Source organism: Accumulibacter sp. (assembly GCF_023806565.1).
Lineage (GTDB): Bacteria > Pseudomonadota > Gammaproteobacteria > Burkholderiales > Rhodocyclaceae > Accumulibacter.
In genome coordinates, this window is the sequence record NZ_JAMTDV010000048.1 from 17,775 (window position 1) to 30,456 (window position 12,682).

Sequence of the window (12,682 nt, forward strand, 5' to 3'; positions counted from 1 at the left end):
GACGTCGCCGGCATCACCGGGCCAGGTCGTCGCACCTCTGTGAAATCAAGGCTGCAACTCCAGAATGCGCTTCGCTGCTGCGTTTCTGTCGAACGCGCCGCGCCCCGTTTCGGCGGCGGCGAGCGCCATCCGGTAGTACTGTGCGGCCAGCTTGTTCTGGCGCAGGTGATCGAGGCTGACAGCGACGTTGAAAATGTAGTCGGCGTTGTCGGGGTCCAGCACGTAGGCCTGGAAATAGGCCTGCTGCGCGTCGTTCCAGTGGCCCCGCCGAGCGTACAGGTTACCCAACGCGAAATGCAGCGCGGACACATCCGGCTGACTGGCGAGCAGCGTCTTCAGACGACTTTCGGACGACGCCGAATCCCCCGGTCCGCGCAGGCTGATCAGCGCCGCCTGCGCGGTGGCATCGGTGGGATCGACCTCCAGCACCCGCAAATAATAGTCGAGGGCGCGATCGAACTGTCCCTGGCTGGCGGCAATCGCGGCCAGCCCGAGAAGGGCATCGGCATTCCGCGGATCGCCGCGCAGTACCTGCTCGTAGCCACGACGCGCTTCGTCCGGCTTGCCGAGCTGCCAGGATTCGTAGGCAAGATTCAGGGTCTGATCCTGCCGGGCCCGGTTGCTGCCCGCCCGGAAGACTCCCGCGGTCTCCCCGGCCGGAATGCCGGCGAGGTCGCGGCGAACGCGTTCCGGAGGGGACGCGGGCGGCGGCACTGGCAGCGATCGCGGCGGCTCGACCGCGGGCGGTGGAGCTTCTTTCACCTGCGCCGGAACACCTGACTGCACAGGGCCTGCCGGCGGCAGGGTAACGGTGGGGCCGGCCGTTGGCGAGACCGGACTGGCCAGCGAGCGAACCGAGACACTTTGCAACTGCCACCAGAAATAGCCACCGATAGCCAGCAGCGCTCCGCCCGCCACGAAAAACAAGGGCCACGGGGACCGGCGCGAGGCCGCGGCCCGTTTCACTGCGAAGACGTTCTTGGCCGCTCGTCGTTGGCTGGTCTGGCTGCCATCGGCGCCAACCCCCGCCACTGGCTCCACCTGTCGGTCGCGCGGCGGCGGTGGCATGGCGTTCGCCGGGGGTTCGGCGTGGACAGCCGACGACTGCGCAGCGGCCGTTGACGGCGCCCGACTCGGCGCAGGCGCTGGCGTGTCCAGAGGGTCGAGGCTCAATTCAAGCAGAGAAGCTGCAGAATCGCCCACCGGGCCAGCCTGCCGCTTGGCCTCCTCCGCGCGCCGCAAGGCGTCCATCAACAGGCTCACCGCAGCGGCTCCGGCGGCTGTTCGGGAAGCGAGAATGGTCGGAAGACCTGATCGCTGCGGAAGAAGTTCTTGCCCGGCAGGAATTCCCGGAAGCTGCTGAAATCACCGTCGATCGATGCGTCCTTGAGCACCGTCGGGCGCAGCAATACCACCAGTTCGGACCTTGCCGAGGAGTTCGATCGCGTGTTGAAGATCTCGCCGATCAAGGGGATGTCGCCGAGCAGCGGCAAGCGACCATCGCGATTGTCCAGACGGTCTTCCATCAGCCCGCCAAGAACGGCGATGTCGCCACTTTCGACGCGCAACATGGACTCGATCTCGCGCATGCGTATCTGCGGCACCAAGTTCCTGATGTTGCTCGCCGCCAGCGCCGGGTTGGGATCGGGCTTCAACTCGACGATACTGGAGATCGATGGTCGAACGCTCAGGGTAACGCTGCCGTTGTCACTGATCTGCGGCGTCAGGCTCATGAAGAAGCCGATCGAAACCGATTGCGGCGTCGTCGTCGTGGTCACCGTGGAGTTGGTGTTGGTGTTGCCAGGAACGACGTCCTGCTTGACGTTGAAATATACGAAATCCTCGGAGACCTTGAGCGTTGCCGTCTGGTTGTTGAGCACCGCCAGTTTGGGACTGGAAAGGACCTTGACGGCGCCGAAGTCGCGCAGCAATTCCACGGTGGCCGCCAGATTCGCCGGGTTGATGCTGCGGTACTTGATCACGTATGGCGTTACCGCGCTGGGAACGTTGCTGGTCACCGCCGGTTTGCTGACGCTGTACTCGGTGCCGCTGGTGAGTCGACTCCACTCGATCCCCTGTTGGTAACCGTCGCCCAGCGTAACCTCGATGATCGTCGCTTCGATCAACACCTGCCGACGCGCGCCATGCATCACCCGATCGAGAAACTCCTGCACCTTCTCATGTTGCCGGGCCGTCGCCCGAACGCTGATGACGCCGCCTTCCGGATTGGCAATCACCGACGCCGCTTCGCGGAAGGTCATGCGTTTGACGACCGACGAGCCGGTGTTCTGCATGGCAACCGGATTCGGACTGGCGGCCAGTGACGGCACGATCTGGCTACCGCGCGCCGCGGCGATCTTGGGAGCAGGAGCACCCGTACCGGTCGTCGTCTGCGAGCCAGCCTGTTCGGTGACGGTTTCGGTCGTGCCCTCGGGAAAGATCTTGTCGGTTTCGTGCAGCAGCGCTTTCAGGTTCTGCTCGAGGGTTTCCCAGAAATTGTTCTTGGACTTGTTCTCGATCTGGATACGCGACGTGTTCCCTGTGCCGGCGACGCCACCTGCGCCGGTCGCCAGCGAGCTGGTCGATATCTGGGTGCTGGTGGAAACGACGCCGGTAACGTCACGGACAATGTTGACGTAATCGACCCGGTAGTTCTTGAGATAAGGCGTATCGGGCATTACCGCGAGGTTGGGTCCGTCGAGTTCGAAGCGCATATCGACCTGCTTGGCGATACGCGCAAGCAATTGCGGCAGCGTCTGATCGATCGCATTGAGCGTCACCAGGCCATTGAGCCCCGGATAAATGTCGACGTTGAGCTTCGCGTCCCGGGCAAGGGCAAACAACAGGTCGTGCACCGGCACGTTGTTCACGACCACACTGTAGGTTTCGGTCTTGCCGCCGGCCCGCGGACGAGGAAGCGAAACGGTTTGCTGCACGGGCTGGGGGATCGTACCCGGTGTAGCGAGCACGCTGTCAGCCCGCAGATGCCCGGCCGACGGCCCAGTGCTGAGCGTGCTCGGCGTACAGGCGTCGAGCAACGGCACAGTGAGAATGAAGCTAAGAATGCGCAAGTGTCGCAGAGTTCGCAAGGACACGCCCGAGCCTGACCAAGTCAAGTAGCAAATTTATCATACCACGTCAGCCGATCGATTCAACTACATGATTTTAATTGCCTAACCAGCCAGCATCGAATTCAGGCCGGGTCTCGCAGCGAGCGCAGTTTGGCAACCGCCCGAACGTAAGGCCTGCCGGCCGGTATCAGGTCGCCAAGCGTCGCCAGTGCCGCGTTCGCCTCGTCACGCGAGGCGTAATCGCCATAGATGACTCCCAGCCGGTCGCCGCCGCCCACTTGCGTGCGATAGACCCGGACTTGGCGTGGATCAAGCGTCTTTGCGTTACGTGCAATGAAATCCACCACTTCTCTCTGGCTGCGGCCATCTGTAACGAGTAATTGAATGAAGTAGTGGTTGTCCGGGGTCTTTTTCAACCATTCCTGGGTTGCCGCGATACGCTCCCACAGGGGCCCGCGCGACTCGCTACCGAGCGCCCCGCGGGTGGTCGGCGAACCTGCGGTGCCAGGCACGGCCGACGCCGAGGGATCCGGTGACAGCACCTCGCCAGCCGCTGCGCTACCGCCTTCGGCTACAGGAGAAATCGCTGCAGGGTAGTCGCCAGCGAGGTACGCTAGCCCGGCAATCGCGCAGACGATGGTGACGGCCACCCATTGCCAGCCGCCGCGCAGACGACGATCGATACGCGAAAATTGAGCGTCGCGTATCGCAGCCCGTACCTGTCGGCCGGCGATCTGGTGCGCACCCTCGGAAAAAGCGGCAAGCAGCGCCTTGTCGGCAAGGATATTGATGCGTCGGGTAAGCCCCTCCGAAACCTTGCTGATCAGGCGGATGGCACCTCCGCTGAATAGATCCGGACCGCGGTAACCGGCAGCGCGCAGGCGGAACATCAGGTAAACGGCAATGTCGTTGCGTTGCAGCGGCAGCAGTCTGAAATGGTGGGTGATGCGCTCCTTGAGTTGGCGCATGGCCGTATCGCGCAGGCGCTGGTCGAGTTCCGGCTGGCCAAAGAGGACGATCTGCAGCAGCTTGTGGCAACTGGATTCGAGGTTGGAGAGCAGGCGAATTTCCTCGAGCGCTTCCAGTGGCATGGCGTGCGCTTCGTCGATGAGGACGACGACCTGCCGGCCGGCCGCGTAGATTTCGAGCAGCCGTTCCTGCAGCGAGCGCAACAGCGAGTGACGGCTTCCTTCCGGGAGAGAAACATGCAGGTCGGCGGCGATCGCGAAGAGAATCTCGTCCTGGGACAGCATCGGGTTGGCGAGATAGACCGTCTCGACGTGGTCCGGAAGCCTTTCGAGCAGCATCCGGCAAAGCATTGTCTTGCCACTGCCAACCTCGCCGCTGACCTTGACGATGCCTTCGTCGTGGGTGATCGCATAAATCAGCGCATCGAGCATGGCGCCGCGATCGGCACCGGCAAAAAAGAACTCGGTGTGCGGCGTGATGCGAAAAGGCGCCTGCCGCAATCCAAAGTGGTCGAGGTACATTATGGGCCCCGCCCGGACGCTTGCGCGCCATGACAGCGCGTCGTCCGCTGCTCGCAGGCCTGGTTGGCGCTGTCGTGCGTCAGTCGTGGCGCAACTGCATCCACGATGCCTCGTTCGTTCGCACCGGATCCCGACGGCAGCTTGCCGTCAACGATCAGGGGAGGCTTCGCGGGCGGCGATGTGGCTGAACTGGCGAGCATGCAAAGCTTGGTCTGGTCAGGAAAATGAGGCGGCCCGGACATTATTCCACAATTATATTAACGCCAAGTAAATCACGTCGAGGCGCGGTGCCCGTCGGGTATAATTCGTGCTCTTTTTGTCCTGGAAAGTTGCTGTGTCTGCCGACAATCTGGTCGAAATCAGGAACCTGGATTTTGCCTATGAGGATCGACCGATCCTCGACGGGATCAGCCTGGCGATTCCGCGCGGAAAGGTCGTCGCCATCATGGGCGGTTCGGGCTGCGGCAAGACGACGCTGCTGCGGCTGATCGGCGGACAGCTCCGGCCGACCCGCGGGGACGTCGTCGTCGATGGTCAGTCGGTGCCAAGTCTGAAGGACGACGAACTTTACGCGCTGCGCCGGCGCATGGGCATGCTCTTCCAGTTCGGTGCGCTGTTCACCGACATCTCGGTGTTCGATAACGTCGCCTACCAGATGCGCGAACATACCGATCTCCCCGAAGAACTGATACGCGACATGGTGTTGCTCAAGCTCAATGCCGTGGGCCTGCGCGGCGCGCATCACCTGATGCCCGCAGAACTTTCCGGCGGGATGGCGCGGCGGGTAGCATTGGCCCGAGCGATCGCGCTGGACCCGATGCTGATCATGTATGATGAGCCCTTCGCCGGTCTCGATCCCATATCACTGGGCGTCATCGGCCAGTTGATCCGGCAGCTCAACGACGCACTCGGTGCGACGACGATCATGGTCACGCACGACATCCAGGAGTCCTTGCTGATCGTCGACTTCATCTATTTCATGTCGGAAGGAAAGGTCGTCGCGCTTGGCACACCGGACGAGATCCGGGCTTCGCGGCATCCCTTCGTCCATCAGTTCGTATTCGCCGAGGCGGACGGACCGGTACCTTTCCACTACCCCGCGGAACCTCTTGCCCGGGAATTGCTCGGAGCGGGCCGAAGTGAATTCTCCTAGCCAGCGTACTTCGATCATGACCGCGATTGCCGGCCTGGGGCACCGCGTCAACGACGCGCTGCAGCGACTGGGTTTTGCCTCGCGCTTCTTCCTCGTGCTGCTGCGTCACTCGGGGCAGTCCTTCCGTCGCCTGCACCTGACGGTCCGCGAAATCTATTTCTCGGGATTCCAGTCGCTGCTGATCATCATGGTCTCGGGCCTGTTCATCGGCATGGTGCTCGGCATGCAGGGATACGAGACGCTGCAGCGCTACGGCTCGGCCGATGCACTGGGAATTCTGGTTGCTCTGTCGCTGGTGCGGGAACTTGGGCCGGTGGTAGCCGCGCTGCTCTTCGCCTCGCGTGCCGGCTCGTCGATCACGGCCGAAATCGGCTTGATGAAAGCAACCGAGCAACTTACCGCCATGGACATGATGGCGGTCAATCCGATCGCCCGCGTCGTGGCGCCGCGTTTCTGGGGTGGCGTGATCTCGATGCCTTTGCTGGCAGCGCTTTTTTCCGCCACCGGAGTGTTCGGCGGCTACCTGATCGGGGTCGTCTTCATCGGCGTGGACGACGGGGCATTCTGGTCGCAAATGCAGGCTTCGGTCGATTTTCGTTACGATATCTGGAGCGGCATCGTCAAGAGTTTTGTCTTCGGCATCGCCGTTTCCCTGATTGCCGTTTTTGAGGGTTACGATGCACAACCCACTGCCGAAGGCGTGTCGAGTTCGATCAAGGGTACCGTCGTCAAGTCGGCCCTGGCGATCCTGGCGCTCGATTTCGTGCTGACCTCGTTCATGTTCCGGGAGGCTTGATGAGTCGCAAATTGCTCGACCTTTGGGTCGGTTTTTTCGTTGCCCTGGGCTTGGCCGCAGTGCTTTTTCTCGCACTCAAAGTCGGCAATCTTTCCGCGGCGAACTTTTCCGAGACTTACTCACTGACCGCCAAGTTTGTTAACATCGGTGGACTGAAAGTGCGCGCACCGGTGAAGAGCGCGGGCGTGGTCGTCGGTCGCGTGGCCGAGATCCGTTTCGACCCGGAAACGTACGAGGCAGTGGTAACGTTCACCGTTGACGCACGCTACCGTTTCCCGAAAGATACCTTTGCCCTGATCCTGACCGCCGGCTTGCTCGGCGAGCAATATATCGGCCTCGACCCGGGCGGCGACGAAAAGATGCTCAAGAATGGCGACGTGATCGCCAAGACGCAGTCGGCAGTGGTCCTGGAAAAGCTGATCAGCCAGTTCATGTTCAACAAGGCGTCCGAAGGGCCGAACGAAAAATAGGACAAAGGAAAATCAGTGAAGCCATCCCTTTCACACTCGTTATCTTGCCTGGCCTTCGCGCTTGTGGTTTCTGCGGCCACCGGCTGCACGACCACCGCGAAGAATCCCAAGGATCCGTTCGAGGGATTCAATCGGGCCATGTTCGCTGTCAACGAAGGCCTCGATGTGGTCGTCAAGCCGGTCGCGCAGGGCTACGACACGGCGGCCCCGCTCCCCGTCAAGGTCCTCATCGGCAACTTCTTCGGCAATATCTGGGACGTCTGGACAGCCGTAAACAATCTGCTGCAGGGCAAGGGTGAACAGGCGATTTCCGACGTTGGCCGGGTACTGATCAATTCCACGGCCGGTATCGGAGGTGCTTTCGACGTTGCAGCCGAAATGGGCCTGACCAAGCATGCCGAGGACTTTGGCCAGACCCTCGGCAGGTGGGGAGTCGGTGACGGGCCCTACTTCTACTGGCCGATCATCGGCCCACGCACGACGCGCGACACGGTAGGCTGGATGGTCGATGTGTATTTCGATCCGGTCTGGCGCCTCGACAACGTCGCCTGGCGCAACAGTCTCGTGGCGACCCAATACATCGATCGGCGAGCGAGCCTGCTCCCTTCGGACAAGGTCGTCGAGGAAGCGGCTTTCGACAAGTATGACTACATCCGGGACGCCTACCTGCAGCATCGCCGGAGCGAGATTTTCGATGGCGAGGTGCCGTACGAAGTATCTGACGATGAGCCCGTGCGCTAGGCTGCGCAGCCGCGGCGTCGCGAAAAAGTTCCCAATTTTTAGGAAGTGCCGATGAAGTCTCTGCTTTCGCTGCTGTTTGCTCTGCTGGTCGTGCTGGGAAGTCCCGCCCTGGCGCAGGAATTGGCACCGGATGCCATGGTCCGTCAGGTCACCGAGGACGTATTGACCGTCGTTCGTCAGGACAAGGACATCCAGGGGGGCAACACTCGCAAGGCGATCGATCTGGTCGAAACCAAGGTCCTGCCCTATTTCAACTTTCAGCGAATGACCGCGCTGGCGATGGGAGTGGACTGGAAAAAGGCGAGCCCGGAACAGAAGAAGCGTCTGTCCGAGGAATTCAAGACCCTGCTCGTACGCACCTATTCGAACGCGCTGACCTCTTACAAGAATCAGACGGTCGTATACAAGCCGAGCAAGGTAACCGCCGGCGACACGGAGGCAGTCGTCAAGACGGAAATCGTGCAGCCGGGAAACAAGCCGGTGCAACTGGATTACTCGCTGGAAAAGCAGGGCGAGAGCTGGAAGGTCTATGACGTGATCGTCGCCGGCGTCAGCCTGGTGACCAATTACCGAGACACCTTCAAGCAGGAAGTGAGCAACAACGGTATCGAGGGATTGATCACGATGCTCGCCAACCGGAACAAGCAGCTCGAATCCGGCAAGAAATGATCGAGCAGGGGGATGGCGGCCTGCGCGTCATCGCGCCGATGATCATCGCCAATGCGCGCAGGCAGCTCGAGGCGGGACAGGAAGTCCTGCGTACGCACGCGTCTGCTGTGGAGGTCGATCTTTCGCAAGTCGCCGAAGTGGATTCGTCAGCCCTCAGCGTTCTCCTTGCCTGGCTGCGCACGGCCGGCGAGCGCGGGATCTCCCTGCGCATCGCTCATCCGCCGGCAAATCTGATCAGCCTGGCCACACTTTACGGCGTGGTTGAACTGCTGCCGCTCGCCTGAGCGGTAGATGGGTTTCCTCATCGGTCGAAAAAATGCGCGTGGCGGTAGCGATTGATCGCGTCGAGAAGCGCTTTGGCTCGCTGCGAGCGCTCGACGGAGTGTCGCTGCAAATCGCCGAGGGCGAGTTCTTTGGGCTGTTGGGACCCAACGGCGCCGGCAAGACCACCCTGATCTCCTGCCTCGCCGGCCTCGCTCGTCCCGACGCCGGAAAACTCGCAGTATTGGGTCATGACGTGGTCGGCGACTACCGGGCGGCGCGACGCCTCCTTGGCGTCGTACCGCAGGAGTTGGTCTTCGACCCGTTCTTTTCCGTACGAGAAACGCTGCGTATCCAGTCCGGCTATTTCGGCATCCGCAACAACGAGGAATGGATTGACGAAATCCTCGCCAACCTCGACCTGACCGCCAAGGCCGACACCAACATGCGCCGCTTGTCGGGCGGCATGAAGCGTCGCGTGCTCGTTGCCCAGGCGCTGGTGCACAAGCCGCCGGTGATCGTTCTCGACGAACCTACCGCCGGGGTCGACGTCGAACTGCGGCAGGGGTTGTGGCAATTTGTCCGGCGCCTCAACCGAAACGGGCACACGGTGATCCTGACCACGCATTATCTCGAGGAGGCCGAGTCGTTGTGCGGAAGAATCGCGATGCTCAAGCAGGGGCGCGTGGTGGCGCTGGATTCGACCAGCAATCTGCTGGCGCGTTTCGCCGGACAAGCGCTGAACCTGCGCCTCGCGAACCCGGCCACAATGCCCTCAGCACTGCGCGCACGCGGCAGCGAAAGCGACGGCACTTGGACCTTTCCCCTGGGTAGCCAGCGCGAGATCGAGCCGCTGCTGGCGGCGCTGCGCGAGGCGGGCTGCGTCATCGACGACCTGCGTCTGACGCAGACCGACCTCGAGGACGTTTTCCTCGACGTGATGCAGAGTAGCGGGACGGAAGCGGCGCCATGATGGTCGGTTTCCGCACCCTGCTCTTCAAGGAAGTGCTGCGTTTCTGGAAAGTCAGTTTTCAGACGGTTGCGGCACCGGTATTGACCGCCATGCTGTATCTGATGATCTTTTCGCACGTGCTCGAAGCGCACGCGCAGGTGCACGGGGTTCCTTACGGCGCGTTCCTCATCCCCGGCCTGATCATGATGTCGGCGCTGCAGAACGCCTTTGCCAACAGCTCTTCCAGCCTGATCCAGTCGAAGGTGACGGGTAGCGTCGTCTTCGTCCTCTTGCCACCCATTTCCTACGTCGAATTCTTCCTCGCCTACGTGCTGGCGGCGGTGCTGCGCGGATTGATGGTGGCCCTGGGAGTTCTGCTGGTGACCATCTGGTTCGCATTGCCGACCGTCGTCGCGCCGCTCTGGGTTCTGCTGTTCATCGTCCTCGGTGGCGGGATCATGGGCGCGCTGGGAATGATTGCCGGCATCTGGGCGGACAAGTTCGACCAGTTGGCGGCTTTCCAGAACTTTCTGGTGATGCCGCTGACGATGCTCTCCGGCGTTTTCTATTCGATCCACTCGCTGCCTGAATTCTGGCAGCAGGTGTCGCGTTTCAATCCCGTCTTCTATATGATCGACGGCTTTCGTTTCGGCTTTTTCGGCGTCTCGGACGTGCCGCCGGAAAGCAGTCTGGCGGTCGTCGGCACCAGCTTCCTGCTGGTCTCGGCGGTGACGCTGGCGCTGCTCCGAAGCGGTTACAAACTGAGGTCCTGAACATGATGCAGCCGGAGCAAGTCCAGAAAATCATCGCCCAGGCCCTGACCTGCGAACATCTGCAGGTCACCGGCGATGGACAGCATTTCGAAGCGCTGATCGTCAGCACGGAATTTGCCGGCAAGAGCCGCGTGCAGCGGCAGCAGCGCGTCAACGAGATGCTGCGCCGACATTTCGACAGTGGCGAGCTGCATGCCCTGTCGATGAAGACGCAGACCCCGGACGAGTGGAGAGCGATGCGTGGATAAGCTGCTGATCCAGGGCGGCACACCGCTCCTTGGGGAAATCGCCATTTCCGGCGCCAAGAATGCGGCGCTGCCGATTCTCTGCGCCAGCCTGCTGTCATCGGATCCGCTGCATCTCACCAACCTGCCGCGCCTGCGCGACGTGTCTACGATGCTGCGCCTGATCGAGCAGATGGGCGTTGAAGTCGCGCGTACGGGCGACGATGGCGTCGTCCTCGACAGCCACGGTCTCGACAATCCGCTCGCGCCGTACGACATGGTCAAAACGATGCGCGCCTCGATCCTGGTGCTCGGCCCCTTGCTGGCGCGTCACGGGGAGGCCAGGGTGTCACTGCCGGGAGGCTGCGCGATCGGCGCACGTCCGGTCGAACAGCACATCCATGGTCTGCAGGCGATGGGCGCCGAGATTCGCGTCGAGCACGGCTACATCCATGCCACGGCTGGCGCCGGCGGCCTCCGGGGCGCAAGGATCGTCACCGACATGGTGACCGTCACCGGTACCGAGAACCTGATGATGGCGGCCGTACTCGCCGACGGGGAGACGATCATCGAAAACGCGGCTCGCGAGCCTGAGGTGGTCGACCTCGCCACCTGCCTGATCGCGATGGGCGCGCAGATCTCCGGCGCGGGTACCGACAGGATTCGCATCCGTGGCGTCGACCGCCTGCACGGGGCAACGCACCCGATCATGGCCGACCGCATCGAGACCGGCACCTACCTGTGCGCCGCCGCCGCGACACGTGGCGACGTCCGTCTGACTGGTACTTCGGCCGCCTACCTCGACGCAGTGATCGACAAGCTGCTCGACGCCGGTTGCGACATCGTCACCGAGCGCGACGCGATTCGCCTCAAGGCACCACGACGGCTCAAGGCGGTCAGCGTGCGCACCTCGCCCTACCCGGCTTTTCCGACCGACATGCAGGCACAGTTCATGGCGATCAACTGTGTCGCCGAAGGCTCGGCGGTGATACGCGAGACGATCTTCGAGAATCGTTTCATGCACGCGGTCGAGCTGATCCGCCTCGGTGCCGACATCCGCATCGACGCCAGCAACGCGATGGTCACCGGCGTCGAGCAACTGCAGGGAGCCACGGTCATGGCTACCGACCTGCGCGCCTCGGCCAGTCTGGTCATCGCCGGTCTGGTCGCGCAGGGAGAGACGCTGATCGAACGCATCTACCATCTCGACCGCGGTTACGAACGGATCGAGGAAAAGCTCGGCCAGCTCGGAGCGAAGGTCCGGCGGGTTCGCTGAACAGGGACGGGCGGTGCCGGCGGCAGCTGCACGACCCTCGTCTCCAGCACCAGCAATTCCCTTTACCTCGATGATCGACAGAGATGACGAAACATTTTCCCGAGGCGACCAGCGACCTGCTGCGACGGATCGGCGATCGGAAATTCGCCACGGTGCTCGCCGATCCACCTTGGCAGTTCCAGAACCGCACCGGAAAGATGGCGCCCGAACACAAGCGCCTGAACCGTTACGCGACGATGACGCTGGACGACATTCTCGCTCTTCCGGTGATCAGCATCGTCGAAGACACCGCCCACCTCTATCTGTGGGTGCCGAACGCGCTGCTTCCGGAAGGGCTGCGCGTCCTCGCGGCCTGGGGCTTCGAATACAAGAGCAACATCGTGTGGCACAAGATTCGCAAGGACGGCGGCCCGGACGGGCGCGGCGTCGGCTTCTATTTTCGCAACACGACCGAGCTGATCCTCTTCGGCGTGCGCGGCAGGAACGCTCGCACGCTGCCTCCCGGTCGCCGCCAGGTCAATATCCTGAAGAGCCGGAAGCGCGAGCATTCGCGCAAGCCCGATGAGGCCTACGAACTGATCGAAGCGTGCTCGCCCGGACCCTTTCTCGAAATGTTCGCGCGCGGCTCACGCGCCGGCTGGACCACCTGGGGTAACCAGGCCGACGAATATTCCCCCGACTGGCCGACCTATGCCCACCACTCGCAGGCGGAAAGCGACGCCGATTGCCTGCTGACCAAGGGCTGATCGCTGCCTGCGCGGCCCCGCCCGAGCCATCGACAGGAGACTCCATGCCCAACCTCGACG

General features: G+C 62.4%; 14 protein-coding genes. 11 read left to right on the forward strand and 3 right to left on the reverse strand.

All coding sequences use genetic code 11. The features are described from left to right. Positions 1 to 45: 45 nt before the first annotated feature. From NFV80_RS05545 to NFV80_RS05555, 3 genes are all read right to left on the reverse strand, one after another. Entirely contained in the window at positions 46 to 1,068 is a 1,023-nt protein-coding gene (locus tag NFV80_RS05545) for a tetratricopeptide repeat protein (RefSeq protein WP_295326926.1), read from the reverse strand. Positions 1,069 to 1,259: 191 nt separating this feature from the next. After that, positions 1,260 to 3,071 carry a pilus (MSHA type) biogenesis protein MshL gene (gene mshL, locus NFV80_RS05550; protein WP_295326928.1) on the reverse strand — a complete coding sequence of 604 codons (1,812 nt, stop codon included), beginning with the start codon at positions 3,069 to 3,071 and terminating at the stop codon, positions 1,260 to 1,262. A 122-nt stretch (positions 3,072 to 3,193) separates the two neighbouring features. Beyond that, entirely contained in the window at positions 3,194 to 4,561 is a 1,368-nt protein-coding gene (locus NFV80_RS05555) for an AAA family ATPase (protein WP_295326930.1), read from the reverse strand. Between the two features lie 334 nt (positions 4,562 to 4,895). Here NFV80_RS05555 and NFV80_RS05560 point away from each other — a divergent pair, with 334 nt between their 5' ends. The 11 genes from NFV80_RS05560 to NFV80_RS05610 all read left to right on the forward strand — a co-directional run bounded on the left by NFV80_RS05560 (position 4,896) and on the right by NFV80_RS05610 (position 12,622). Next, the gene (locus tag NFV80_RS05560) at positions 4,896 to 5,714 is read left to right on the forward strand and encodes an ABC transporter ATP-binding protein (protein ID WP_296758074.1); all 819 of its coding nucleotides are present in this window, start codon (positions 4,896 to 4,898) and stop codon (positions 5,712 to 5,714) included. Positions 5,715 to 5,730: 16 nt separating this feature from the next. Next, positions 5,731 to 6,510 (forward strand): lipid asymmetry maintenance ABC transporter permease subunit MlaE, encoded by a 780-nt coding sequence (mlaE, locus tag NFV80_RS05565; protein ID WP_295326955.1) that lies wholly within the window; start codon positions 5,731 to 5,733, stop codon positions 6,508 to 6,510. Further along, positions 6,510 to 6,980 (forward strand): outer membrane lipid asymmetry maintenance protein MlaD, encoded by a 471-nt coding sequence (gene mlaD, locus NFV80_RS05570; protein WP_295326933.1) that lies wholly within the window; start codon positions 6,510 to 6,512, stop codon positions 6,978 to 6,980. The genes mlaE and mlaD overlap by 1 nt, the downstream gene beginning before the upstream one ends. Before the next feature lie 63 nt (positions 6,981 to 7,043). Next, on the forward strand, positions 7,044 to 7,721 hold the full coding sequence (locus NFV80_RS05575) for a VacJ family lipoprotein (RefSeq protein ID WP_366143411.1): 678 nt from the start codon (positions 7,044 to 7,046) through the stop codon (positions 7,719 to 7,721). Positions 7,722 to 7,772: 51 nt separating this feature from the next. After that, complete coding sequence (locus NFV80_RS05580) at positions 7,773 to 8,390, forward strand: phospholipid-binding protein MlaC (RefSeq protein WP_295326936.1); 618 nt, start codon at positions 7,773 to 7,775, stop codon at positions 8,388 to 8,390. Then, a complete protein-coding gene (locus tag NFV80_RS05585) occupies positions 8,387 to 8,674 on the forward strand; it encodes an STAS domain-containing protein (RefSeq protein WP_295326938.1) in 288 nt (95 codons plus the stop codon). The genes NFV80_RS05580 and NFV80_RS05585 overlap by 4 nt, the downstream gene beginning before the upstream one ends. A 32-nt stretch (positions 8,675 to 8,706) precedes the next feature. After that, positions 8,707 to 9,624 (forward strand): ABC transporter ATP-binding protein, encoded by a 918-nt coding sequence (locus tag NFV80_RS05590; RefSeq protein WP_295326940.1) that lies wholly within the window; start codon positions 8,707 to 8,709, stop codon positions 9,622 to 9,624. Next, positions 9,624 to 10,376 (forward strand): ABC transporter permease, encoded by a 753-nt coding sequence (locus NFV80_RS05595; RefSeq protein ID WP_295326960.1) that lies wholly within the window; start codon positions 9,624 to 9,626, stop codon positions 10,374 to 10,376. The genes NFV80_RS05590 and NFV80_RS05595 overlap by 1 nt, the downstream gene beginning before the upstream one ends. A gap of 2 nt (positions 10,377 to 10,378) precedes the next feature. Then, positions 10,379 to 10,624 (forward strand): BolA family protein, encoded by a 246-nt coding sequence (locus tag NFV80_RS05600; RefSeq protein WP_295326942.1) that lies wholly within the window; start codon positions 10,379 to 10,381, stop codon positions 10,622 to 10,624. Then, a complete protein-coding gene (murA, locus tag NFV80_RS05605; RefSeq protein ID WP_296758078.1) occupies positions 10,617 to 11,876 on the forward strand; it encodes a UDP-N-acetylglucosamine 1-carboxyvinyltransferase in 1,260 nt (419 codons plus the stop codon). Before NFV80_RS05600 ends, murA begins: the two co-directional genes overlap by 8 nt. An 83-nt stretch (positions 11,877 to 11,959) precedes the next feature. After that, a complete protein-coding gene (locus NFV80_RS05610; RefSeq protein ID WP_296758080.1) occupies positions 11,960 to 12,622 on the forward strand; it encodes an MT-A70 family methyltransferase in 663 nt (220 codons plus the stop codon). Positions 12,623 to 12,682 lie beyond the last annotated feature (60 nt).